A 25046-nucleotide genomic window follows, 5' to 3' on the forward strand; every position below is an offset into this window, starting at 1 on the left:
AATTAACATACCTTTGAAAGTGGCCAAATTTAGCTATCCACTACACAGAATAAGAAAAGGCATCTTCTAGCATAAATGCCCGTAACCGATAAGGTACCGGGCTATTACGAAACCTTATTTCTAAGCCATCGTGCCAGCCCGGTGTCCAGTATGAGTTCTGCAAGCCTCGTGGGCCCAATCATAGTGACGCCTTCAGCACGGAGATCCTCACTCAATGTCCCTTGATGCCAGACAAAGAACATCCGATCATAGCTGTCACTGGTCTGGAACCGTGACAGATAGTCAGAGAATACAGACTGCTCAGCAACAGACTTCACTTGCACATATGCCCGTTCTCCGGTGGTGGGCAGTTCAAGCTCAATATCGACAGTCTTCTGTGTCCTGCCAAGGCTCCCGGTTCTTCTCCATCCGCTGGCGGAGAAAATCAGATCTACGAGCAACTCAAAGTCCTGCCAGGTAAGCAAACTACACAGCCTGGTAATAGCCTTCAGGTACTGAGCTTTAGCAATATCAGCGCTGATGATTTCCGGCGATTGCTCATCATTGATTTTTCGCAGGGCGTAATCGGCCAAACGCACATCGCAGATGGTCCCCCGGTAATTCTGTGTAGCGAGTAAAGCACCGCTCAGGACGCTGTGGGATAGAAGGTTCCCGGCCAGACTATGGCTGTGCCATCCGCTCACCGTGGGGCGGGTCCTACTGCCATCATCCAGTTCGGTGACCTCTCCGGAAGGCTGGCACCAATGCAATAACCCCTGGCTGAACGTAATGAAGAGTATATCGGGGGTGGCGGTGTAAAACGTCCTTATCTGTCTGACATCACTGGTGGCAGTGGACTGGTTATTTTTCCTTTCTTCTAACCAGACTTTATTCACATCCTCCCACTTTCCCTCAAGGCACATCTGATGGGGCGTTTTGTGGTACCCAAACTTAATAATGCCAGATGTCAGGCACTCATGTTCCCATTCGCCTCCCTCTCCCAGCTTGATATATTTAACCGCAGTCGCCTGGATCTTTTCCAAAATGCAATCACTCCACTAAACAAATTTCCTAACTGAATGTTCTTACTTTACCTCTGAACAGGGTGTAAAGGCGCGCATTTCCTTTACCGGGATAAATCAGCGTGGCGCCAGATAGTGGTGACAATACGCGTCATAAAGAGCTAATAGGACGTACAGTAAACGGAATTCCCGTACCGGGTGCAGTTGGTCTGCACAGGTCCTTTCAAGACATCATTGAGAGACTGGGTCTGGCGTTCCTGTTGCTCCTGCTGGCGCTGTTGGTCGACGCTGGCCAGAGCCTGATTCTGCCTGTAAATATCAGCACTCAGTTGATTACAATCTCCTTTTGTCATCGGTTTATTCGTAAACGTTTTGACAGCCTGTTGGTAACGTTGCTGATATTTCGCGCTATCTTAGTTCCACACGTCCAAGTATTTTCCGATAAAACTTTTTCCTGTCCCAGCTATCTGGTAATCCATAAGGTCGTTATTTAAAAAAACGTCAATGCCGCCCGCCATGCCCGTCACAAAATTATATTGACTGTCATCCATTTCTGATTTGGGAATGGCACACGAGCAAAGAAAAAATGGCATTACACCCGAAGGTGCTTTTTTATTTCCCAAATATTCCACCATTTTCATCAAATATCTCCAACAGTTCATGAACTCTCATGACTTCATCAAGAATAGGTTGAACATTATGTCTTTCCCCCAATACTTGATAAATTCCATCATTTAGATAGTAGGCTCTGAAGATGTGATGCGGCACATCTGTTTCTTCTGGCTTGTTCAAGATTAGACTTGGGAAGATATTTCCTACAATTCCACCTTCAAGATACATATCCAGTCGTTCATCAAAGTGCTCTATTGCATTTCTAAGTTTCTTATCATGCAAAGGGCTGCTTTCTGCCACATCAAAAATTTGCCTCAGAAACTCAGCACGGTTCTTATGTAAAACCTTCTCACCTTTTCCACCAATCATTGATGGAAAGAAGTACCGAGCTATAGCAGCACTATGATTGATGAAGTTTTGTAGACAGTCTAGAAGCTCATCTTTCCGATCTTGTGGCCCTAGCTTCCCTTCACTGATAGCTTGGATGTACTTAGATGCTCTATCCACGGCCTGTAGAGCCGATGTTGTATTAAACAACATCGATTGGATATAGAAGACTTGGTACGGAGGCCATATTGATGGCTCATTTTTATCCATTATCTATCCTTTGCTAGATTGCAGTGGCATACCGATTTTGACCACATTAGCAGAAGTGTGGAATGTCCGCTCCTGACACTATGCAGACGGCTAGCAGGATCACTTAAGACGTTATAAGCAAGGAGCGAACATAGTTTTCATCTCTACTATTTAAAGTGACGCTGACTGGATGCAGGATATCGCAGGAGAGATGCTTCGGGGCGTATTGGACGTCGCACCAGTTCCCCTCCGCAGTTCGGGCACAGGCCACTAAGCCGTTGGGTCACGCAATCAATACAAAATGTGCATTCAAATGAACAGATGAATGCCTCTTTTGATTCAGGGGGCAGATCTTTATCACAGCCTCGCAATTAGGACGGAGTTCAAGCATGGTTCTCTCTTATTGTTAAAGGGGCATCATTAGATATACCAAAAGCCAACTATCCGTATCTCTTTCTAACGATAGATGACGTCATTGTTTTTCACATATATTAGATAAGGATGGTCTACAGGCGGGAAAAATCAAGAGAGTGAATTACCCGACAGAAACGCTCACTACTTTAAACGAACGACAAGCATGCAACTTCCCCTTCGCGAAAAAAATCAAAATCCCCAACAAACTCAACCACCTCCCCCATCAATTACAAGGACGCTAGCCCAAAATTCTCCATCGGTGATTATTAGAGTCATCCGATGAAGTCCTGAGAGCCCGCACGGCGCAAGCCTTGCAGGCTTTTTTGTGCCCTCAATTTGTCCCGTGAAGTCCGAAGAGAACTAATTAAATTCGAAGCTTTTAGGCACCTCATAAAGCTTTATTGTTTTTGAGGTGCCTAAAACTATGGAAACCCGGCAAAAGTGGACTGCCCCCCCCCCGGTAGAAGATCCTGCCAGTCTTATACTACGAATAAAACCCAGCACCATATATAAAACTTATAAAAATATTGTCTAACAACTTAAAGTGAATCAATCGCTATAGTTTTAAATATAGAAAGACACCATGTAAAAAAATTTACTGACACCTCACTCGATCATATTAAACATAGTTTTAATATAAGCCAAAATTATAGGTTCCGCCGACAAAACCCACCCGTAAAAAAAACCAAAAGCCAAGAAACAAAAAATTACTTGTAGAGATTCATTTGCGAATCACGATAATGTTTTTTACTATCGCCAGATAAATATCAGGGGGCACTATGAATAATGGATTATATATTGTAATGTCGCCAGTTCAGTTGGCGGCAGTAATGTCAGATAAAACAGTGACAGAAGCGGAGACACTACAAAACAGATTGCTAGGTGGGCTCGATGTAGCAATGAGTACTGTTGAATTAGCCGGAGCTACGATTTTATGCGCGGCTCCTGACCCAACTATGTTGACCAAAGCGGCCTGTGTCGTCGTTGGCGCCCATGGACTCGATAGCCTTCATGCATCAATTGACCAAATCATCACAGGCCGTGATACCCGTACAGCGGCTTACCAGTTAGCTGTTGAAACTGCGCGTCAGTTCGGCGCCGACGAAAAGATAGCAATGAGCATTGGCCTGACCGTAGATATTGCTGCCCCGGCTGCATTTGGCCTCGCTTTAGGCGCTGCTCGTGTTGCTTATGTCCGCGCAGGAAATTTTAGAATCATAGAGCATGAAGCCGTACGCCCAGTAAAAATTGGCGGTCACACGCTATCCAAACACGTATCGATTTCAGAAAAAGAGTTACTGGAACGTCTGGCGCGACGCCCTCAGATGAGGTCTGTATCATCATTTTATTCTGTACAACATGCGGAAAAGGCTATCAGTAGCGCATTAAAAGCCAATAAACTCAAAGTAGTATATTGGGCAAATTCAGGCGCAGGTTCTCGTCCACTTGAATTGACCTATAAAACCGGTAGTGCAATTGGATACGGGTTCCGGCAAGGACTAAATGTCAAAGAAACCAGTTATACTGTCCGTGTAGTGTTACTGAAACAAGTTTATCAGGGGAAACCGTACTATGTTCTCACGTCTTAACCATATATGGGATAAAAACCCGGGCCGTAAGTACCCTGCCATACAGGATATGCTCACTATTTATTTTAGTAACGAGCACGATGATTTTGGCAATTCAATTAATGAGATTATCGGCAGCTATCGTGACTACAGTATCTCATCAATTGAAAATACTAAATTAGAAATTTCCTCTTTATTAGAAATCGAAGATGAGGAAGTGCTTACCTCCATTATGGAGAAAATTGCGAATGACAGGTTCCATCCCGAACCGTGGGGTGAAACATGGCGTACCTTCCTGGAGAAAACTCTTTTTTTATTAAAACATTAGTATCAAAAATATCTTATTCAGTAAGTTCTAATCCACATTAAGAAGATCGTTTACTGTTAATATGAATACGCAGGTAACCATAGCAAACCTGCGCCGCGGCAATCTCTCTTACCGGAAAGAGCACAACAATAAAACGGACACTCCCTCACGGAAGTGTCCGTTTTGTCTTTCAAACGTCAGCTGCGGGTTACGCGCCTACCGGCACATCGTGCGCGGTGTTTTTCAGCGCCGGTCCGGTGTACTTCTCGATCTGCAGCTGCGACATCTGGCCACAGTTCCCCTGCGCCAGGCTGGAGGAGCCGACGTCAAAGGTCAGACAGTTGACGTTACCGTTTTTACACAGCGATCCCGGCTGTGACGGATCGGCCGGATCAAACCATGCCCCTTCGCTGATGCGCACCACACCTTCGCGAACGTTATCGGTAATCACCGCTCCGACAAGGATCTGCCCGCGATCGTTAAAGGCGCGAACCAGATCGCCTTCACTGATGCCGCGCGCGCTCGCATCTTTCGGATGGATCCAGATGGCTTCGCGATCGGCTACCGCGTATTTCTTGCGCAGCGGCGTATTATCGAGCTGAGAGTGCAGACGGTTAATCGGGTGACCGGTATTGAGCGACAGCGGATATTTCTCGGCTTCTGGGCCGCGATACCACTCGTGCGGCGGCATCCAGGTTGGAATCGCTTTGCAGTCCTCGTAGCCCATTTTGGCGATGGCGTCAGAGTAGATCTCGATTTTCCCTGACGGCGTCCCCAGCGGGTTGAGCAGCGGGTTCTCGCGGAAATCGGCGAAACGCACCCACTGGGTATTCTCTTGCGGGATCGGGAAGCGAATGTAGTTGTTGGAAGCCCAGAACATATCAAACGGCGGCAGCGCCACGCGGGCGTTGCGCGCCTGGGCTTTCATCTCGTCATACATACCCTTCAACCACAGCATCTCATCTTTGCCTTCGGTAAAGGCCTCGTGCACCCCAAGGATCTCGGAAATCCCCGCAAAGACATCAAAGTCGTTTTTCGCTTCGTTCTGCGGCGGTACGCACTGGCGCAGCGGGAAGACATAAAGCTGCGAATAGTCGCCGCCCATGTCCATGTCGTTGCGCTCGTAGGTGGTGGTCACCGGCAGTACGATGTCCGCATGTTTCGCCGTCGCCGTCCAGTACGGTTCGTTCACCACCACGGTTTCCGGATGCTGCCAGGCTTTCACCAGGTTGTTGGTATCCTGATGCTGGTGGAAGGTGTTACCGCCCGCCACGTACACCATTTTAATATCCGGATAGGTGACTTTCGTGCCGTTATAGTCGATGGTCTTGCCTGGGTTCGCCAGCGCATCGGCGATGCGCGCCACCGGGAACGGCGTAATATCTTTCGCCGCCGGCGACGTTGGGCTACCGGCGGAGATCCCCGCCAGAATACCGCCGCGCGCGGTTGGGCTACCGCCGGAAGAGTAGTGATAGCTAAAGCCGAAACCGCCGCCGGGCAGGCCAATCTGCCCCAGCATCGCCGCCAGCGTCACCATCATCCAGTGGGCCTGTTCGCCATGATGCTGACGCTGAATGCCCCAGCCGCCCATGATCATGGTGCGATGCTTCGCCATATCTCGCGCCAGCTGCTTGATAGTCTCAGCATCAACGCCGCTGATATCCGCAGCCCAGTTGGCATCCTTAACGACGCCATCTTCTTTACCGTTCAGGTAGGCTTCAAATTTATCGAACCCTACGGTGTAGGTTTTCAGGAAATCAGGGTTATGCAGATTTTCAGCCAACAGCGTATGGGCCACCCCCGCCATCAGCGCGCAGTCGGTGTAGCTGCGCGGGGCGATCCACTCGGCGCCTAACTCACGCGCGCTGTCGCTGCGCACCGGGTCGATACAGATCATCCGGGTGCCCTTTTTCTTCAGCGCTTCAAAGCCCGTCTGGCCGACGTGATCCGGCAGGTTCCAGCTGTTTTTCAGCGTGATCATGGGGTTACAACCGATCATCACCACCAGCTCGCTGTTATCAATTACGTTTGGCCACGCGGTCTGCTGTTCGTAAACTTCAACAGAGCCGACCACGTGCGGCATAATCACCTGCGCCGCGCCGGTGGAGTAGTCACCGGAATAGCCGACAAAGCCGCCCGCCAGGTTCATCATGCGCTGCAGCAGCGTTCTTGGGTTATGGAACATCCCGACGCTTTTCCAGCCGTAAGAACCGGCATAAATAGATGATGGGCCATGCTCTTTTTGCAGACGGCTGATTTCACCCGCCACCAGATGCAGGGCTTTATCCCAGCTGACGCGGACCCACTCATCGCGGCCGCGCAGCTCTGGCTTACTGTTTTTCGCCCCGCCTTCTAACCAGCTTTTACGCACCATCGGATATTTAATCCGGTTTTCGGCGTGAACCTGATACGGCGCCATGGTAATCAGTTCGTTGGGATACGGATCGTCTTTTATTGGGCGAACGTCAACCATTTTGCCGTCGCGGACGATGGCTTCAAACGCGCCCCAGTGGGCGCCGGTGAGAATCCCGCTTTCCGCCTGGCGTAATGCGATAAACTGCGGCATCGCCTGGCTAATGGCCTCCGCCAGCGCCGAACGCGGCCACAGCCCCGCCAGCAGCGGCGCCGCCATCAGGGCGCTGGCGCCAGCCAGAAAACGGCGACGCGTCAGATTCATACCGGGTTCCTGGCTCTGATCCGCCATGTCATAATCGTTATTCTTTTTCATCATGGCTCCTTATTGTTTGTCCTGATTGGCCGCTGCTGGCATGTCGCTCGCATGTTTTTGTACGTACTGGGTCAGGAGACGAACCTGTTCCTGAGTCAGTGAAGTACGGCCGGACATACCTTTAACCACCCCAATCCACTGGTTGGCGTTAAAGCGATTCAACTCGGTCAGGCCATGACAGCCGGTACAGTTGTTAGCCATTAATTCAGAAGCGTAACTCCAGATTTTTTGTTGATCGCCAATCAGATTTTTCGCCGGCAGCCAGACCTGCAGATCGACTTCATGCCAGACCTGTTTGGTCTCTTCATCGGTAACGGAGCCAGAGACTTTTAACGCTTTGCGAGCTTCTTCGCCCAGCAGCGCGCTCATAATGCGTTTGCCGCGCGCGGCGTAGAAAGCTTCGGTGACGCCATCCTGTTGCCAGCCATGAACATCCGCCAGCACCATGTCGCCTTCACGTTTCACCACTTTCACTTCAGTGGAGGCCATCAGGTTACCGTCGTTATGGTCGCCCGCTTTCTCGCTCAGCCAGAACGGCTGGGTCTGAATGGTGTAAAGGGTGGTCGCGGTCGCCGGGGTTTTCGCCGCCGCGTTAGCGAGCTCGCTGGCCCCTGCCGCCGCCAGGCCGCTCATGTTCGGCAGAATATGCGCCACGCCTTTATGGCAGTCGATACAGGTTTCGCCCTCTTTGATCGCGACCGGGTGCTGCTTACGGGCTTCAGGGGTTTGCGCCAGAATATCCATCGCTTTATAGTCGTGGCAGGAACGGCAGGTCGCCGAATCGCTCTTCTTCAACCCATCCCAGACGCTCTGGGCCATCGCCAGTTTATGCGCCTCGTATTTTTCCGGAGTGTCGATTTTGCCGGTCATTTCACCCCAGACATCTTTCAGGGCGCCAATTTTGGTCAGCATATAATCGATCGGCTGATGAGGAACGTGGCAATCGGCGCACTCGGCGCGAATACCTTTATCGTTCTGGAAATGCACGCTGCCCTGATATTCCGCCAGAGGCTGCTGCATGGTATGACATGACACACAAAATTCAGTATCGCTGGTTTTATGCATAATAGTCGCGGTACCAGCCAGCAATACCACGCCAATAATGATCCCAACCAGCAAGGCGATAAATATAATTTTTCGCCTACCAGAGCGTTCCAGTGAAAGTTTACTCATCTTATTATTTAACCCTTTTCCTAAATGAAAGACGCAAAAGTCCCTGCCAGATGGCAATCGTTATATAAATAAATCTATAACGATTGCACTCACCTTCTAATCCAACTGTATTTATGGAGATTTTCGGAGCCAGGATAATCAGCCGGGGATGATTATCCTGTGATTTCAGAGCGATAACCCATTGCAAATCCAATATGCCTTCGAGCAATACTCACGTTATTTTAATTATTTCAGTGTAGCGGCTTGTTCTTTTTTAGCCCGGTCAATACTACGAATGATAATTTCTCGCTGAGCATCATCCGCCGGTAACAGTTGCAGCATCAGCTGCCACGCCGCGATCGCTTTGTCATACTGCTGGTGCTCAAAGGCGTTAAACGCCGCCAGGCTAAGCACCCGTACATCGTTATGGTTATTCTTCAGCAACGTATCGAGCAGTTGCTGGGCTTCACGGCTATCGTTGGGATCCGTAGAGTGAAGTAACGCTTCGGTATATCCCAGTTGCGCATCGGCGTTGCCTGGCGCCAGCTGTCGCGCCTTATCAAACGCCTGTAACGCGGCTCCTGGATTATTGAGCACCAGCTGCAACCTGCCGAGCATCGTCCAGCTCAGCTGGTCGGCCGGGTATTGCTGCAGGCGGGTGCGTAGCCCCAGCGCCAGTCGAAACAGCTCTTCTTCCGACAACGGTTTGCCCTGTGGATCCATCACCCGCTGCATCAACTGCGGCGTTTGCTGGACAACTTGCTGCCACTCAACCACGCGGGTCATGTAACTCGTTCGGATAAAAACCCCTACGCATAAAGAGGTTAGTATAATAACCCCAAGAATATACACCCAATAACTACTATTTTTGTGATTCGTTTCGGCAGATTCGGGCAAATCTTCCAATAAATTCAAGCGTAAATCGTCAACCAGCTGCTGTTGCTGCGCCGCGTTCACCGCTGAAATGTCCTCATCAAGCTCCTGCAGGCGCGCCCGATAAATCATATGGTTCATGGTATTGCGGTCAACGCGCTGTCTGCCGCTCCACGGGATAAACAGCAGCGCCGCGGTTCCCAGCAGTAAAACCAACATGATGAGCAAAGCGACAATCATTTCAGGGTCCTTTTATTGTCATCAAGCAGCGCCTTTAGGCGTTCCTGTTCCTGCGCGCTCAGTTCGCTGACGCGTTCAGCCCGTGAGCGACGGCTTAAACGGAAAATCACCAGCGCGCCGCCCACAACAAAACAAGCTGGCAGCAGCCAGAGGATACTCGTCGCGGGGGTCACCGGCGGTTCGTAGGTGACGAAGTTGCCGTAGCGCGCCACCATGTAATCGGTGATTTGCTGATTGCTTTGTCCCTGCTCCATCAATTGCCAGACCTTTTTGCGCATGTCGGCGGCAATCATCGAGTTCGAATCGGCAATACTGTTGTTCTGGCATTTCGGGCAGCGCAGCTGTTCGGTCAACTGGCGGAACTGCTGCTCCTGAGCCTCATCTTTAAATGGATAGGTATCAATCGCCGCCAGCGCCTGAAACGAGAACAGCGCCGTCAGTAAAGTGATGAGAAGATATTTCACGCGCCCCCCTGCTGGCTGTATTTATTCCACAGCGGCAGAATCTCCTGCTGCCAGACCCGCTCGTTCACATCGCCGGCATGGCGGTAGCGGATAATGCCTTTGCCGTCGATGAGGAAAGTTTCCGGCGCGCCATACACGCCAAGATCCAGCCCCAGCATACCGTCGCCGTCAAACACCCCCAGCGTATACGGGTTGCCCAATTCGTGCAGCCAGTTCACCGCTTTCTGGCGATCGTCTTTATAGTTGATGCCAACGATGCGAATGCCCTGCGCCGCCAGGGAGCGCAAATACTGATGCTCCGCCCGACAGGTGGGGCACCAGGTGGCCCAGACGTTAATCAGCACCGGTTTACCATTGATAATGTTAGAGGGATCCAGCATGACATCCGGTTTTTCCAGCGACGCCAGGCGGAAATCCGGCAGAGGCTTACCCACCAGCGCAGATTCAAGCACGGTAGGATCGTCGCCGTCGCTATTGCGCATCAGTTGCCACATCAGCGCCGCCGCCAGAATCAGGAAGATAGCCAGCGGTAAATATAAGACTTTGCGGTTCATCACGCGTTCTCCGGCAGTGATTTACGTAAGCGGTAACGTGGGTCCAGGATGCACAGCACGCCGCCAAACGCCATTAACATCCCGCCGAACCAGATCCAGCGAACAAAAGGTTTATAGTACAAGCGCACCGCCCAGCTACCGTCGGCCAGCTCTTCACCCAGCGCAGCGTACAGGTCGCGTACCAGCCCGCCGTCGATGGCGGCTTCGGTCATCTCCATGCGGCTGCTGCTGTAAATGCGTTTTTCCGCCCGCAGCGTACTCACGTGACGGCCATTTTGAGAAACTTCGATCACCCCTTCACCGCCGAAGTAGTTCGGCCCGGTGATATCCCGCACGTCACGGAACACAAAGTGATACTGGTGGATATCGACGCTATCGCCCGGCTTCATCCGCACGTCACGTTCGATGCTGTAATTCTGACTGAAGGCGATGCCAATGACGGTGACCACCAGCCCTACGTGGCCGGCGACCATTCCCCAGTGACTGCGTCCGAGGCGGGTCAGCCCGCGCCAGAAGGGGTGGCGGTCGGTGGCGCGCTCCACCACTTCCATCACGGTAAGCACGAATGCCCATAGCGACATCAGCAGGCCAACCACGGTCATGGCTTTAATACGATCCTGCATCAGCCACGGCAGTGCGATGGCCAGTACGATGGCAACCACCGCGGCAATCAGCAGCCGTTTACGCAGCTTGTGGAATTCATCGCGACGCCAGCGCACCAGCGGCCCGATGCCAAGCAGCAGCGAGAACGGGACCATCAGCGCAATAAAGAGGGAATTAAAGAACGGCTCGCCGATAGAAATGCTGCCTAACCCCAGTAGCTTGTGTATCAGCGGCAGCAGCGTCCCCAGCAGTACCACCAGCATGGCGGCAATCAGCAGCACATTGTTGCCCAGCAGTAGCGACTCGCGCGACCACAGTTCGTGACGCACCCGGGAACGGACCTTGCCGCCTTTGATGGCGAATAACAGCAGCGAACCGCCGATAGTGATCACCAACAGCGCCAGAATAAACATGCCGCGCGTAGGATCGGAAGCGAAGGAGTGTACGGAAATCAGTACCCCGGAACGCACCAGGAAGGTGCCCAGCAGGCACAGCGAGAACGCCAGAATCGCCAGCAGCACGGTCCAGGATTTAAAGCTGCCGCGCTTTTCGGTGACCGACAGCGAGTGAATCAGCGCCGTTCCCGCCAGCCACGGCATCAGAGAGGCGTTTTCTACCGGATCCCAGAACCACCAGCCGCCCCAGCCGAGCTCATAATAGGCCCACGCCGACCCCAGCACGATACCGACCGTCAGAAAGCTCCACGCCGCCAGCGTCCACGGGCGCGACCAGCGCGCCCACGCGCTATCAAGACGCCCGGTCATCAGCGACGCAATGGCGAAAGCGAAGGCCACGGAGAAACCCACATAGCCCATGTACAGCATCGGCGGGTGGAAGATCAGCCCGATATCCTGCAGCATCGGGTTCAGATCGCGCCCTTCGATGGGGAAATCAGGTAGCGTGCGCACGAACGGATTTGAGGTCAGCAGGATGAACGCCAGGAAGCAGAAGGAGATCATCCCCATTACCGCCAGCACCCGCGAAGAGGCCTCCAGCGGAATATTACGGCTCAGGGCCGCGACCGCGCAGGTCCAGCCGCTCATCAGCAATACCCATAGCAGCAACGATCCCTCGTGGGCCCCCCAGGTCGCCGCTACGCGATACCACACCGGCAGCAGCGTATTCGAGTTACTGACGACATACAGAACGGTGAAGTCATTCACCACAAAGGCGTACACCAGAATGAGAAACGCCCCGAGGATGGCGGCAAACATCGCTACCGACAGCGGCTTCGCCAGCGCCATCATCCGCGCATCCTGCCGCATCGCGCCCCAGGAGGGAAATAGCGCCAGCAGGCAGGAAATGCCCAGCGCCAGGCACAGCAGGAAGAGGCCGATTTCAGGGATCATTGCGCGGCTCCCTGTGGCTTCTCAGCCGGATGATGATTCTCTTCCATCGCTTCTTTCACTTCCGGAGGGGTGTAATTTTCATCGTGTTTCGCCAGCACTTCCTTCGCGCGGATATGCGTCCCGTCCTGCAGCGTCCCCTGTGCTACAACCCCCTGCCCTTCGCGGAACAACGCCGGCAGGATCCCGGTATAGCTCACCTCGACGACACCGCGGGCATCATAGAGTTTGAAGGTCACATCGAGGGTTTTATCGTCACGCTTCACGCTGCCGGGCATCACCATGCCGCCGATACGTAGACGCTGCCCCGGCTCTGGCTTCTGGCCATTTTCCCGTTTGCCGTATATCACTTCGCCCGGTGTATAGAAGAGATCGATATTGGAGCTTAATGCATACATCACCAGACCAACGGTCAGCGCCAGCCCCCCAATCACTCCGCAGGCGAGCCAGAGACGTACTTTACGCCGAGGATTCACAACGCATCTCCCTTCATTGAGCTTTGCTTACGCGCCGCCGATACCCGGCGCTCGCGCGCCATCTGCCGACGTATATCCGCCAGTAGCGCCCGGCGCTGCCAGCGGGTATGGATGAACAAAATCAGCAGCGCGATGACCGTCACTGCAACCGCCAGCCAGACATAAAAGGCGTAGCCGCCCATCTGCCAGAAATCGCTCCAGGAGTGAAAAGCGCTGGTCATGAGTTCTCCTCGCGCTTGCTAGCCCCAGCCAGCGCCACGACCCACGGACGGCGGCGCTCCTGCAACAGAATTAAATTACGCATACGCATTAATGTCAGAGTAATAAAGAGGAATAAGAAACCGAAAATGGTTAAACGCAAGGGCATTCGCATCGACGGGTCGATGGTTTTCTGCATATTGGTCGAGCCCTGATGCAGGGTGTTCCACCACTCCACGGAATAATGAATAATCGGCAGGTTGACCACCCCGACCAGCACCAGTATCCCGGCGGCGCGCCCGGCCAGCCGGCGATCGTCAAAAGCGTGATACAGGCCAATCACCCCGACGTATAAAAACAGCAGGACCAGTTCGGATGTCAGACGCGCATCCCAGACCCACCAGGTTCCCCACATCGGTTTTCCCCACGCGGAACCGGTCACCAGCGCAATAAAGGTGTAAACCGCGCCTGGCAGCGCCATCGCCATCACCGCTTTATCCGCCATTTTCATCTGCCAGACCAGGCCGACAAAAGCGGTCACGGCCATTGAGCCGTAAATCCCCATTGACCACATCGCCGCCGGGACGTGCAGATACATGATGCGATAGCTTTCGCCCTGTTGATAATCTGCCGGGGCGAAGACAAATCCCCAGACGCAGCCCACCACCAGAAACAGCGCGCTGAGGATAGCCATTAGCGGAATGAATCGTCCGCATACGCTATACAGGCGCTCTGGAATGGCGAGTTGATGTAACACTTTCCACATTTTCTTTGCCTCATTGCCCCGAGGGAACGGGAATTATTGCACGCTAATTCTGAGTGCCGCCGCGGTAGCAAACGGACTTAAGGTGGCGCTTCCCGCCAGAAAGGCGCCAAGAATGGCCATATAGCCGTCAACCGGCAACTGCATCTGCGCCGCGCCCACGGCGGCGGTGGCGAAAATCAGTAACGGAATCATCAGCGGCAGCACCAGCAGGCTCAGCAATACGCCGCCGCGCCGCAGGCCGACGGTCAGCCCCACGCCGATGGCGCCAATAAAGCTCAGCGTTGGCGTGCCCATTAACAGCGTCAAGGCCAGCACCTGCCACTCCGCCGTCGAAAGTCCGAATAACATAGCGATCAGCGGGGAGATTATCAGCAGCGGCAGCCCGGAGACTACCCAATGCGCGGCGATTTTTGCCAGCACTACCAGCGACAGCGGCACCGGCATCAGCATCAGTTGCTGCAGCGAGCCATCCAGCCAGTCATCGCGAAACAGTCGGTCCATTGCCAGCAGCGAAGAGAGTAACGCGGCCACCCAGACAATGCCCGGCGCAATCTGCCGGAGCAGCTGCGGTTCGGGGCCGATACTGAGGGGGAACAGGGTGATAATAATCAGGAAAAACCACAGCGGGTTGATAATTTCGGCGTAATTGCGAAAGGCGAGGCGCAGGTCGCGCCAGAATATCTGCTTGATCATGCCGCGACCGCCTCATCGTCGCTCAGCATAATCGTGCGTAAGGGAACGCAGAGCGGGCGCAGGGGTTGATGGGTGGTCAGGATGACCGCACCGCCCTGGCCGACGTGCTGCTCCAGCCTGGTGGTCAGCGTTTGCACGCCAGCCACATCGAGCGCGGTGAAAGGTTCATCTAAAATCCAGAACGTCGCGCGGCTGAGCCATAGTCTCGCGAGCGCGACGCGCCGCTGTTGCCCGGCGGAGAGTTGCGCTACCGGAACATCTTCAAAGCCCACCAGCTCAACCTGCGCCAGCGCCTGCCAGCGCGCATCAATGGTCGCCTCGGGATGGTAAAAGCGCAGATTTTCGTCCGCCGTTAGCGCCCCTTTCACCCCCACCTGATGACCGAGCCATAAGAGCTGCGCATGCCAGCCATCGCGAATGCGCCGCAGCGGTTTGCCCTGCCAGAGAATTTCCCCTTCTTCTGGCGTCGATAACCCGGTTAAGAGATGTAATAACGAGGTTTTTCCCGCGCCGTTGGGGCCTGAAATTTGAATAATCTCGCCGGGCTGTACCGAAAACGATAAGTGGGTAAAAAGGGTTCGTTCATCCCGCAGGCAGGCGATATTTTGTATTTCCAGCATCAGAAAGCAGGTCCAGTCCGGGCGTCAGCGCATTCAAGTGCCTTATTATAACGAAAGAAAACAATCTGTTTTGCTGAATGTATTAAAATTTTTATACCGGAACTAAGCGGGTAAAAATGCTAAAAACACATAATCGAACGTGCCAGTAGCGGTTGCATTTTCACCACTACCGGCATTCCCTTCTTTAGCGATGCAAGCGTAAAGTGCTGGCAATAGAGGATATTGCCGCAATAGCGCAGGCGAAGCCAAACACATAAACGGCAAACTGTGCGCCGCCTGGGCCGGTTAAGCCGTTCAACAGCGCAATGACCATCGCCACCAGCGCCGCACCGATGGACTGCCCTGTCGTCCTGGCCGTTGATAGCACGCCGGAGGCCGTTACCGTGCGATTTGCTGAGACATTGGCAAACATCTCCTTATTGTTTGGCGGCAGGAATAAGCCATACCCCACCCCGCAAACGGCAACGCGCCACAAGAAATCATTCACCGTCGCGGCGTGCGGCAATAGCGCCAACGACCCTAAGCCAAGACAAAAGATAACCACCCCGACGGTAGAAATTTGCGTCGGATTAAAACGGTTTGACAGTCTTCCCGCTACCGGGGCGCAGAAGGCGACAGCTACCGGCCACGGCGTAAAGATAAACGCCGATTCAAGTACTGAATAGTGATAGCTATGTTGCAACACAAACGGTAAGCCGACCAGCGCCATTCCCTGAGCCACGAACATAGAGACGGATGAAAGCACCGCAAAGCTATATTGCCGTGAACGAAATATATCAAGCGGCAATAAGGGGTGCTTTGCTCGCGTCTGGACGATAATAAAGAAGGCAAATAACGCCACTGACGCCGCCGCGCAATAGATAAGCGTCAGGCTCTCCCAGCGGCCAATTTGATCGACTGCCACCACCATCAAGCCCAATGCCGCTGCCGAACTCAGAGCCCCTGCCCAATCAAAGCCCTTCTCCTTTTCGTTATCCGCCCCTAATGAAATCAGGGAGAAAATAATCGCAGCGCCGCCAAGCGGGATATTGATATAGAAAAGCCACGGCCAGGAAAGATACGAAATGATAAGTCCGCCCAACGCCGGACCGATTGCCGTGCCAACCGCAAAGGCCAGCGCATTCAGCCCGAATATCGTTCCTAGCGCGCGAGGTGGAAAAATAACCCGATATAATCCCAGCCCCACGCTTATCATGACCGCATAACTTACCCCTTGTAGTATCCGCATGGTAACCAGTACGCCAAAGGTCGGCGCAAGGCTACAGCCCAGCGAAGAGAGCGTAAATAACACCATTCCCGCCGTGTAAAAACGCTTCTCACCGATTCTGCTGCCCAGCGACGCGCAAATCAGCATCGTCGCCGCGCTGGCTACCTGATAGCCGTTGGTGATCCAGATACTGGACGCCGAATCGACCTGTAACGCACTGGCAATGGTGGGCAATGCGATATTGACAATAGAGCTATCCAGCGCCGCCATCAGCACGCCAATTAATATGGCCGCGGCGGCTAAATAGCGCCTCGGCGCCTCAAAACCTTGATCAAGAGTACTACTACTTACCAACGACATATCCGCAGGTCCTTTATTAGAATGAAATTACGCGCACAGACTTTCGCTCGCGACGCTTGCCCCTTCGAGATAGGTCAGCATCCCAAGCATAAGTACCTCCTCAGGCCGGGCGATAACCGGAGAGCGCGGCGTTTTCCACGGCTGCTTGCTGCCATTAATACGGATGCTCCTGAGGAAGCAGTAAGCGGTGAGGACATAAAAGCGATGACGCATATTCTCGCCCATTATCGGCAGTAGCCCGGAAATACCGCCAATTTCCGGAATTTCGCTGAGAATATTGCCGTAATCCTGTTTCGCCAGAACAAACATGAGCGCGTCAGACATCGGAACCATTTTCACTGCGTCTTCAACCTCGGCTGCCAGCTCATGCCAGAACGAAAAAGCAAAGCGCGAAAAGCCGAAAAGGGGATCGAGGCCACTGACGGAAAAATCAGGATCGATGAAATGAGTCAATGAACGTTCTTCGTCATAAAGCACGTTGCCAAAGTGAAAATTGAAATGAGCCTTTTCTACCGATCGGAATTCTTCACCACGCGCCATCTCGATCGCTTTTTCGATAACCTCTCTGGCGGTAATGCTAAAACGGACGCCATTCAGTAAAACCGGTTTATCAAACAGATCGTGCGCAAATCGCGTAGCTTCCCACTCCTCCTGCAACCTGGCTGGCATATCGCTGACCCGTGCAGGTTGGTTTTCTATCTCCAGTCCAATCGCGGTTTGGATGTTCTCCAGGGCATTCAGAACTATTTTGCGTCGCGCCGCGAGCGTTCTTTGTTCATCAAGCACGATAGCCGATAGCGGAAGTGAGGCTTTCTTTTCCATAACATAAAACTGACGTCCGGCGGCAACCCCCTCGTGTAACACCGGCACCATCAGCTCCGGGTAAAGAGCATGTAACGCGCGGATTTGCTCAACCTCAGCCTTTAGCTTGCTATTGAAATCAGGAGACATGGCGGTTTTCACCACAAAACCAGAATTTAAAAAATCAACGGTATGGGAACGTGTCATTTTTCAATCTCCTGAAAGGTCGCCACCGGTAGACCTTGGGCAATATTGCGCGCAACGGCGCGAACAACTGCGGTATACCCTACCGAATTGTTAACAAAGGACTGGATAATCACTTCGCTCAGATTCTGCTTCGCCAGATATGCGGGTCGAAGAATGAGTAAATGGTTAGCGTCAGAGAGAATTGTCGAACAGCGGCGCTCATAAGCATAAGCGCGTCCCCCAAGAGGCGACCGCGAGGCCATCACTACATGAGGATGCTGCTTGTTCACGCGCTCAATGGCAGCTTCAATTAAACCAGTCGTTAAAGCACCGTTATCTTCGACGATAAAGCGGTTAATCTGATAGCCAGGGGCATGAACTGGCGCGCGAAGCGACACCGTATTCACCAACGGCGCCCACGGCATAACTTTTTTCTGGCTCATGGCAATTTGCGAGAAGCTGGGACGCAGATTGTCGCGAGCATCCTGCATACGGCCTTCAAAGGAGCGAGTGCCAAGTACGCCATTCGGCGTATCTGGATGCACAATATCGGTTTCAACCGACACAATTTGCGAAGCGTTGCCATGGATAGCATTTAGTGCCTCAACCACAACACGTAATGAAGCATGCATCCCATTGGTCTGGCAGGAACCCAAACAGTACATACCAGAACTTACTACCTTACGCTGAATCGTACTGATATCGTCACTCGTCAGATCGCCAAGGCAGCCATAAATACTTTTTAGGCTATCAGCCTCAGCGACACCCAGAACTACATTGGCCAGCTCCTGCATGTTGCGAGCCACAGGACTGTGCTGATCCATATCCTGTTTGCTGGTGGCAATAAAACCGATATCAAAGCGCCCGTTAACGGGTGGGCACACTTTGGCTAAATCGCCAAAGAAGAAATGAATTTCACGACCGTCAATTTGCAGCGTATCGTCATTGATTATCTCGACCCGGGACTGGATGCCAGGTTGCGCCATCGCCAGACGCGCCACAATGCCATCAATCGGACGTAACTCCGGATAGTGTTTATCAGTAGCAGGCGGATTCGTTACTACGGTCTGCACCACGAAACCATCATTCTGCGGATCGTTTTGAATCAACAGATTTGCGCCAATCTCCGCACCACAGCCAACCAGTATTGCCTTTTTCACTTCATTCACCTTTAGCGTTATAAATTTATGTCAATGATTCAGAAATGGATTAATGCCAGGAAAAAAGTTTCAGGAACTCATTAACAGACATAGTCTCAAGCGCCGGGCCAGTGGTCAGGATATCGGCCAGTCTGTCCGCCCGATCGCGTAGCGGGCTGTCTGAAAGATTCAGATGGAATTTGGTTAGCAGTGCGTCAAAACACTCCTCACGACGGCGGACGTGACCAAGCGGATATTCAATAAGCTCGGCAATCTCCTCCGTCATTCCACGACATTTAATGTACAGCGCATTCGGGATCGCGCGTTTTTCTGGGTCGTAGTAGCTTTCGGTAAAAGAAGGACGTTCAGTGCAGGTAATTTTGTGGCGTAAGGCTTCCAGTTGCGGATCGCAGGCCAATGGCTCATGGAAATCCCTAATCGTCAGATTTCCAGTTTGTAGCCCTACCGCTACCATATATTGCAGGCAGTGGTCGCGATCGGCTGAGTTATTCAGCACACCTGATTTATCAATAATTTGAATCGCCGGACGCGTCGTTTCTACGCGAACATATTCGATTGATTCAGGTGAATAACCGGCGGCAAGTATTTTTTCACGCAGGTTAATTGCCGCCTCGACCGCGGTCTGAGCATGATATTCAGCAGGATTGGGAACTTTAAACAATATATTATTGATGACGAAGTCTGAGAGATCTCGCGTCAGGTTGAACGACTGACCGCGTAGCACCGCATCATCAAATCCCCAGCGTTTAGCCGTTAACGCCGTCGGATACCCCATCTCATCTGCCTGGGCAAACAGTGCCAATTGCAGTCCGCGAGCTGTGGCATCGCCGGCGGCCCATGATTTACGGGTGCCTGCATTAGGTGCATGTCGGTAAGTTCTGAGCGCATGGCCATCAATTATCACGTTGGAAAGCGCACTCAGCGCCTGATCCTTCGATAATCCCATGATCTGTGCAGCTGCAATCGCCGAAGCCACCTTGACCAGCGCGACATGATCAATACCTAGCGCATTAAAACAGTTCGACAGGCACAGTACGCCATGAATTTCATACGCCCTGACCATGGTGTTCAGAACCGCCGCCATACTCACCTCTGGCTGGGCGCTATCGGAGAGGCTCCGCCACGCGGCAGCGGCCAGGATTGCCCCAAGGTTATCGGACGGATGTCCCCACTCTTGCGCAAGCCAGGTATCGTTAAACTCAAGCCAGCGGATCATCGAACCAATTTGAAAAGCCGCTTCGATTGGCCCTAACCGCAATGGCGTCCCCATGACCGGGACCCCCTGAGGGTTGCGACTGAATTGCGCGCTGCGCATGAGTCTGGAACAGTCGGCATCTGTAGAGGCGGCTATCGCGCAGCCAATTGAATCCAGCAGACAAAAACGCGCCATCCGGAGCGTCTCATTATTAAAGGCTGTTTGCTCGTAGGCATAATCAACCAGATCGATCATTATTTTATCAAACTCAGCGTGCGCCATGTTTTATCCCATAAACGAAATGAAGGTTTCATCAATACGAGTAATAAAGGCCAGAAAAGCGAGATAACTGAATACAAGAGGATGCGTAACCACTTGATTATAAAATGAATAATTGGCCTTACTGATTAAATCGTAATTGGCGCAGCAATAAAAAACCAGCGAATAAAATCGAGGTATTCATCGAAAAGATTGATACCTTAATGATATTCAACAGAGCATGGCTCATTGCAATGGAGATTCAGGACATACGAATTGATATACGAATAAGCTTATTGATGTCGAACGTCTTCGCTGTGACGCTCTCTGGCCAGCACTACCAACACTGGCAATTAGAAACATGATGACAAAACAAACGTCACAAATTATAAATACAATTGCAACATTAAACCAACTTTTAGCATGAGGTCTCAAATGAAGCTAAGTGAACTTCTTGCGTTCGTGACGGTGGTGGAGACAGGGAATATAACCCAAGCCGCAGAGCGCCTGAATCGAGTGCAATCAAGCATTTCCCACCGAATACGAAGTCTCGAGGACAACCTGGATGTCACCCTGTTAGACAGGAAAACCGAAGGATGCACTCCCACAGCGCAAGGCCAGATACTTTATGAGTATGCACTCAAAATTCTGAACCTGGCGGACGATTGCAAAAACAACATTTCCTACTCTAAAAGCAGTCAGTTGACGATAAGAGTTGGAATAATTGAATGTTTACCCCCCTATATTATTAGTTCCTTGATTGATTTAGGCCAGGAGCTGGGCTGGAACATCGACATATCAATCGGCAACACAATTAGTTTGCTCAGCGCCTTTGATAAAAACGAATTTGATGCAGTAATTATTGGCGCCGGATTTTCCAATACACAACATGCACGTTCCATATTGCTCTCAAGCGAGCTGGTAATTATCACCGAGAAAAATCAACCTCCCATTACTGATATCTCCAGTCTGGATGGCGAAGTCTTTTTGCTCAGTAGTAAAAAATGTGCAACGTCTACGCGCAACTTCAATGTGCTGTTCAATGAAGGCAATATCACGCCAAAACGTGTCGTTGAATGCGGATCTTATCCAGTGCTGTTCTCAAGCATTGCCGCGGGTAAAGGGGTATCGTTGGTGTTGCGCTGTTCTATTAGTAGTGAAGTTAAGAGCAAGATTAAGATTCATCAGCTCTCCGGGCAGTTCAATGACTTCAAAATAGAGTTGGTGTACCGAACAGACTGTGCCTATCTGGATATCGCCAAATTCACCGGTATGATGACCTCTGTGTTCCAGGATCCTCGGCTGCGCGATATCGGTTATTAACTAACTCATATGAACTGCATAAATTATGCTCGCACCACATTATAAAATACACCTACCTATTGAAGACGATCGGTAAAGGTGATTAGCGGGGATATGTTGTCATTCAAGGAAAATCTTGTAGAAAGCTACGGCTTTCATACTGATTAAGCAGTAAAGCGTGGGAGTGCATCTCATTGACGCATGCCTCCCACCAGAAATGCTGAATATTCAATCTGTCATCATGAGGGTTCGCGCAGGCTGACCAACCTTCTTTCCCGAAACTTTGCCAGAATCGTTTTCATCATTGGTACTTCGAAGTATTTGTATAAAAAAGCGGCGAAAGCAATTGACAGAACCAGAGCAACAGCGATAAGCCCTATTCCTTCAGCTAAATCAAACTTTCTCCCTGCCGTTAAATTCAAAAAATAAAACAGTACTAAGAAATGAACCATATAGAATGCATAAGAGATCTCTCCTAACCAAACCGAGGTTGGCGAATTCAATGCAGTTTTCCTGGTTTTCAAGTCATCGCCGGCAAAAGAGGTAATTAACAAGCAAACAGGAATGATAAATACGACATTCATACTAAATTGGTATGGAATATACATAGAAGCAATATACGTTGCCACCAGTAAGGCAAGTGATACCGTTTTCGACAACATAATTGCCCGGCCATTGATGAGTAGTCGTGCAGCAAACATACCGGCCAGAAACTCAAAAATACGTGCCGGAGGGAAAATATACGAAATCCAGAAATGATGTTGAGAAATAGGGAATGCTCCCATCATTTTATTCGGTTCAGCCCACAGATAGATCGCAACCTGGACTGCTAACGATGTCATTGTGACCAACAACAGGGCAAGTAAATCATGCTTTGTCGGGATCGTCTTCATAATCCGGTAAAGGAATGGAAAAGAGAGATAAAACATCGCTTCGATGCATAAAGACCAACTCGGCCGGTTACCAACGAAAAAGTAATGTACATCGTTAAACCAGGTATTCACCAACAGCAGATTGGTCGACCATAATTTATATTGATAAACACTGACTGCACCAATTAAAAATGCAACCAACCATGTCAGGAAATGTGTTGGATAAATTTTAGCAAAACGCCGCAGATAAAAATCACCAACGGTATCCGTATCTTTCGCGGACCATACCATGATAAACCCGCTCAAAATAAAGAAGTATGACACTCCCAGCCAACCAGCTTTGCCGACAATAACGGTATAGATATGTTGAATCGTCGGATTGGCAAATGGGGCGAGATCGCTGGGCAGTGATGCATGAAATAAAAAAACTAAAAAAGCAGCCCAAAACCTGCTTCCGGTGATGGAAGGAAGCTTAGGCCGCACTGAAAATGCTCCTGCCGCTATTGATTGCATCCCTGGCGTGATATGTGCTTCACCGTAAAGCTTATCACTACTCATTTCTTTTGTTATTACAGAACTCATTACAGTCCTCCACAGATGGTATTTTTATATCACCAAGTTATTCTGAAATAGAAAGATGATTACTGGTATAAAAATTAATAACGGCAAAGCAGTATCGACTCAGATTAATGTCTATTACTCATCGGTAATAATGCAATATCCTGTGTTAAGCTTTTTAATATAACCAAAACCCTGCAGACCAAAATGCATACCGCCAACAAGAACTTGATCGGAGCTGGCCATCTCAAGGATGCGCGCACGCGTCTCCGCTGCCAACTGTGGATCATAATCAAAGGCGATAGTGACATCCGGCTTTAATAGCTGAATATGTGGGAAATGCACAATATCCCCCCAAATCAATAGGCTGTTATGACTCCCGACAATGCTATAGCCGGTATGTCCAGGTGTATGGCCTTTCAAGGGAATAGCACGTATGCCGGCAAGCACTTCACCATCATCAATTAACTGAAGCCGATCTTGATACTGTTTAAAAACGCTGCGCGCCAACAGGAAATTACCTTTAACGCGATCGCTGACCGTCGCAAACTGGTTATCGTCTTGCAGATAATCATATTCATCACGACTGATGAATAGCTCCGCGCGAGGAAATATAGCTTCTCCCTGAGCATTAACCAGGCCACCAATATGATCGGGATGAGCATGAGTGAGTAGAACGGCATCAATATCATCTGGTTGCAAGCCCAGTTTAGCTAAATTCTTAACTAAACCGCCCCCCCAACCTTTAATGCCACCAGCACCGCTATCAATGAGGATATTCTTCCCCTGCTGCTGCACTAAAAAGGTATTGATATGAACTGAATTTGGTTCCTCAGGACAGGATTTTTGCTGAATGGCCCTGCACTCCGTTTCATCTACATTTGCCAGTAGCCCGAAGTCAACCTGCAAGTAGCCATCGCTAACCGCAGTCACTAAGACATCCCCAAGGTCCTTCATTGGCAATTTTTCATTCATATTTTATCCTTTAATTTTTAGCGAAAATATTATTGGCTTGATAAAGGAAACAGCGAATTCTCGCCACAACGCCGATCCTCTCTTTAATTAACAAATCTACCTGATGTAAAAATTCATTCATCACCGGTTCGCTACGAAATATTTCTTGTCTGAGTTTTGCCTCGACATAAACCGGCGTACCATAGCCGATTTCAGCAGTGAGATAAGTAATGTGGATATTATTGTCTTTAGCTTGCAGTATCTCTTTGGCTAAATTTGCCAGGGCAATCGAAAATTCAGCAAAGGCGGCGGAATCCAACCGATATCTTGCTGATGTAGATACAGTAATACTGGGCATTTAGAAACTACTCCTGCAACAGGTATTTTAGCAACGTGGAACTACAAGGTATGGGTAGTCACCAGACGCATGCGTTTAATCACATCCGGATTAACCACCGTGCCCAACTCGGCATCACCACGGCGGAGTTTATCCACCCATTCCATTCCTTTGGTAACCTGACCAACGACGGTATAGTTTTGATCTAAATATCGAGCGCGGGTTGAGGTAATAAAAAATTGATGGCAAGCACTGTGCGGATTTCGCGATCTGGCCATGCCAATAGTGCCGCGTTCAAACGGCAAATGATTAATCTCCGCAGCCAGTTTTGGCATTACGCGGGGATCAAACCGTGTATTTTGTAGCGGCTCACCAGTTTGCGCCATAAACCCATCAATAACCCTGGAAAAAGGCATACCATCATAAAATTTAGACTGTACGAGTGTCTTAATCCGCGCCACATGATTAGGGGCAATATCAGAAAATAACTTTATCGTGACGATACCACTATCCAACTCCATCTCAATAGTATCATCTGCAGAACCTAGCCATTTTAACGCGGCAGGCAACGCGACGGCGCCCGCACATAATCCCAGGCAGCCGCCAATAAATAACCGACGATTCATATCATTTACTCCATTCTGGCGACAGAAATTACCGCCTGT

25 protein-coding genes and 1 pseudogene are annotated in these 25046 nt (G+C 50.9%); 3 read left to right on the top strand and 23 right to left on the bottom strand.

The window, feature by feature from the left end; genetic code table 11:
- Nucleotides 1–104 precede the first annotated feature (104 nt).
- The 4 genes and pseudogenes from PGR79_RS04760 to PGR79_RS04775 form a co-directional block, all read right to left on the bottom strand.
- Nucleotides 105–1022 carry a restriction endonuclease gene (locus PGR79_RS04760; RefSeq protein WP_046876678.1) on the bottom strand — a complete coding sequence of 306 codons (918 nt, stop codon included), beginning with the start codon at nucleotides 1020–1022 and terminating at the stop codon, nucleotides 105–107.
- A gap of 392 nt (nucleotides 1023–1414) precedes the next feature.
- The gene (locus PGR79_RS04765; RefSeq protein WP_162750226.1) at nucleotides 1415–1642 is read right to left on the bottom strand and encodes a hypothetical protein; all 228 of its coding nucleotides are present in this window, start codon (nucleotides 1640–1642) and stop codon (nucleotides 1415–1417) included.
- Nucleotides 1614–2210 carry a hypothetical protein gene (locus PGR79_RS04770; RefSeq protein WP_113374595.1) on the bottom strand — a complete coding sequence of 199 codons (597 nt, stop codon included), beginning with the start codon at nucleotides 2208–2210 and terminating at the stop codon, nucleotides 1614–1616. The genes PGR79_RS04765 and PGR79_RS04770 overlap by 29 nt, the downstream gene beginning before the upstream one ends.
- 146 nt (nucleotides 2211–2356) lie before the next feature.
- Nucleotides 2357–2580 (bottom strand): annotated as a pseudogene (locus tag PGR79_RS04775) (DUF1272 domain-containing protein).
- 802 nt (nucleotides 2581–3382) lie between these two features.
- On the opposite strand from PGR79_RS04775, the gene PGR79_RS04780 reads away from it, so the two are divergent.
- Together PGR79_RS04780 and PGR79_RS04785 are read left to right on the top strand one after the other, a co-directional pair.
- Nucleotides 3383–4192 carry an RNase A-like domain-containing protein gene (locus PGR79_RS04780; protein ID WP_430921165.1) on the top strand — a complete coding sequence of 270 codons (810 nt, stop codon included), beginning with the start codon at nucleotides 3383–3385 and terminating at the stop codon, nucleotides 4190–4192.
- Nucleotides 4176–4499 carry a contact-dependent growth inhibition system immunity protein gene (locus PGR79_RS04785; protein WP_113374597.1) on the top strand — a complete coding sequence of 108 codons (324 nt, stop codon included), beginning with the start codon at nucleotides 4176–4178 and terminating at the stop codon, nucleotides 4497–4499. The genes PGR79_RS04780 and PGR79_RS04785 overlap by 17 nt, the downstream gene beginning before the upstream one ends.
- Nucleotides 4500–4686: 187 nt before the next feature.
- On the opposite strand, the gene torA is transcribed toward PGR79_RS04785, so the two are convergent.
- The 15 genes from torA to PGR79_RS04860 all read right to left on the bottom strand — a co-directional run bounded on the left by torA (nucleotide 4687) and on the right by PGR79_RS04860 (nucleotide 20382).
- A complete protein-coding gene (torA, locus tag PGR79_RS04790) occupies nucleotides 4687–7206 on the bottom strand; it encodes a trimethylamine-N-oxide reductase TorA (protein WP_072206485.1) in 2520 nt (839 codons plus the stop codon).
- Between the two features lie 9 nt (nucleotides 7207–7215).
- Nucleotides 7216–8379, bottom strand: coding sequence for a NapC/NirT family cytochrome c (locus tag PGR79_RS04795; protein WP_006798114.1), 1164 nt, complete (start codon nucleotides 8377–8379; stop codon nucleotides 7216–7218).
- Between the two features lie 225 nt (nucleotides 8380–8604).
- Nucleotides 8605–9471: a c-type cytochrome biogenesis protein CcmI gene (gene ccmI, locus PGR79_RS04800; protein ID WP_087858643.1), complete on the bottom strand. Its 867-nt coding sequence runs from the start codon at nucleotides 9469–9471 to the stop codon at nucleotides 8605–8607.
- Nucleotides 9468–9935 (bottom strand): cytochrome c-type biogenesis protein, encoded by a 468-nt coding sequence (locus PGR79_RS04805; RefSeq protein WP_113374598.1) that lies wholly within the window; start codon nucleotides 9933–9935, stop codon nucleotides 9468–9470. The genes ccmI and PGR79_RS04805 overlap by 4 nt, the downstream gene beginning before the upstream one ends.
- Nucleotides 9932–10489, bottom strand: a complete 558-nt coding sequence (locus PGR79_RS04810) for a DsbE family thiol:disulfide interchange protein (protein ID WP_113374599.1) — start codon at nucleotides 10487–10489, stop codon at nucleotides 9932–9934. Before PGR79_RS04810 ends, PGR79_RS04805 begins: the two co-directional genes overlap by 4 nt.
- Nucleotides 10489–12441 carry a heme lyase CcmF/NrfE family subunit gene (locus PGR79_RS04815; RefSeq protein ID WP_308957872.1) on the bottom strand — a complete coding sequence of 651 codons (1953 nt, stop codon included), beginning with the start codon at nucleotides 12439–12441 and terminating at the stop codon, nucleotides 10489–10491. The genes PGR79_RS04810 and PGR79_RS04815 overlap by 1 nt, the downstream gene beginning before the upstream one ends.
- Nucleotides 12438–12914: a cytochrome c maturation protein CcmE gene (gene ccmE / locus PGR79_RS04820; RefSeq protein ID WP_015703212.1), complete on the bottom strand. Its 477-nt coding sequence runs from the start codon at nucleotides 12912–12914 to the stop codon at nucleotides 12438–12440. The genes PGR79_RS04815 and ccmE overlap by 4 nt, the downstream gene beginning before the upstream one ends.
- Nucleotides 12911–13135 carry a heme exporter protein CcmD gene (gene ccmD / locus PGR79_RS04825; RefSeq protein ID WP_063415583.1) on the bottom strand — a complete coding sequence of 75 codons (225 nt, stop codon included), beginning with the start codon at nucleotides 13133–13135 and terminating at the stop codon, nucleotides 12911–12913. The genes ccmE and ccmD overlap by 4 nt, the downstream gene beginning before the upstream one ends.
- On the bottom strand, nucleotides 13132–13878 hold the full coding sequence (locus PGR79_RS04830) for a heme ABC transporter permease (RefSeq protein WP_087858648.1): 747 nt from the start codon (nucleotides 13876–13878) through the stop codon (nucleotides 13132–13134). Before PGR79_RS04830 ends, ccmD begins: the two co-directional genes overlap by 4 nt.
- A 33-nt stretch (nucleotides 13879–13911) precedes the next feature.
- Nucleotides 13912–14571: a heme exporter protein CcmB gene (ccmB, locus tag PGR79_RS04835; protein WP_015370111.1), complete on the bottom strand. Its 660-nt coding sequence runs from the start codon at nucleotides 14569–14571 to the stop codon at nucleotides 13912–13914.
- Nucleotides 14568–15191 carry a cytochrome c biogenesis heme-transporting ATPase CcmA gene (gene ccmA / locus PGR79_RS04840; protein ID WP_113374601.1) on the bottom strand — a complete coding sequence of 208 codons (624 nt, stop codon included), beginning with the start codon at nucleotides 15189–15191 and terminating at the stop codon, nucleotides 14568–14570. Before ccmA ends, ccmB begins: the two co-directional genes overlap by 4 nt.
- A gap of 184 nt (nucleotides 15192–15375) precedes the next feature.
- Entirely contained in the window at nucleotides 15376–16758 is a 1383-nt protein-coding gene (locus PGR79_RS04845) for an MFS transporter (protein WP_047050258.1), read from the bottom strand.
- Between the two features lie 27 nt (nucleotides 16759–16785).
- The gene (locus tag PGR79_RS04850) at nucleotides 16786–17766 is read right to left on the bottom strand and encodes a hypothetical protein (RefSeq protein ID WP_087858652.1); all 981 of its coding nucleotides are present in this window, start codon (nucleotides 17764–17766) and stop codon (nucleotides 16786–16788) included.
- On the bottom strand, nucleotides 17763–18905 hold the full coding sequence (locus PGR79_RS04855; RefSeq protein WP_113374602.1) for a hypothetical protein: 1143 nt from the start codon (nucleotides 18903–18905) through the stop codon (nucleotides 17763–17765). The genes PGR79_RS04850 and PGR79_RS04855 overlap by 4 nt, the downstream gene beginning before the upstream one ends.
- A gap of 49 nt (nucleotides 18906–18954) precedes the next feature.
- Entirely contained in the window at nucleotides 18955–20382 is a 1428-nt protein-coding gene (locus PGR79_RS04860) for a bifunctional 2-methylcitrate dehydratase/aconitate hydratase (protein ID WP_430921170.1), read from the bottom strand.
- A gap of 411 nt (nucleotides 20383–20793) precedes the next feature.
- Here PGR79_RS04860 and PGR79_RS04865 point away from each other — a divergent pair, with 411 nt between their 5' ends.
- Nucleotides 20794–21681: a LysR family transcriptional regulator gene (locus PGR79_RS04865; RefSeq protein ID WP_047044392.1), complete on the top strand. Its 888-nt coding sequence runs from the start codon at nucleotides 20794–20796 to the stop codon at nucleotides 21679–21681.
- Nucleotides 21682–21899: 218 nt separating this feature from the next.
- On the opposite strand, the gene PGR79_RS04870 is transcribed toward PGR79_RS04865, so the two are convergent.
- The 4 genes from PGR79_RS04870 to PGR79_RS04885 all read right to left on the bottom strand — a co-directional run bounded on the left by PGR79_RS04870 (nucleotide 21900) and on the right by PGR79_RS04885 (nucleotide 25007).
- Nucleotides 21900–23114 (bottom strand): acyltransferase family protein, encoded by a 1215-nt coding sequence (locus PGR79_RS04870; RefSeq protein ID WP_430921172.1) that lies wholly within the window; start codon nucleotides 23112–23114, stop codon nucleotides 21900–21902.
- 114 nt (nucleotides 23115–23228) lie between these two features.
- Complete coding sequence (locus tag PGR79_RS04875) at nucleotides 23229–24065, bottom strand: MBL fold metallo-hydrolase (protein WP_113374603.1); 837 nt, start codon at nucleotides 24063–24065, stop codon at nucleotides 23229–23231.
- 10 nt (nucleotides 24066–24075) lie between these two features.
- The gene (locus tag PGR79_RS04880) at nucleotides 24076–24402 is read right to left on the bottom strand and encodes a hypothetical protein (protein ID WP_045395158.1); all 327 of its coding nucleotides are present in this window, start codon (nucleotides 24400–24402) and stop codon (nucleotides 24076–24078) included.
- 41 nt (nucleotides 24403–24443) lie between these two features.
- Complete coding sequence (locus tag PGR79_RS04885; protein ID WP_113374604.1) at nucleotides 24444–25007, bottom strand: peptidylprolyl isomerase; 564 nt, start codon at nucleotides 25005–25007, stop codon at nucleotides 24444–24446.
- Nucleotides 25008–25046 lie beyond the last annotated feature (39 nt).

This window comes from Klebsiella sp. 141161 (genome assembly GCF_050600815.1).
In the GTDB taxonomy this organism is placed as follows: domain Bacteria; phylum Pseudomonadota; class Gammaproteobacteria; order Enterobacterales; family Enterobacteriaceae; genus Klebsiella; species Klebsiella aerogenes.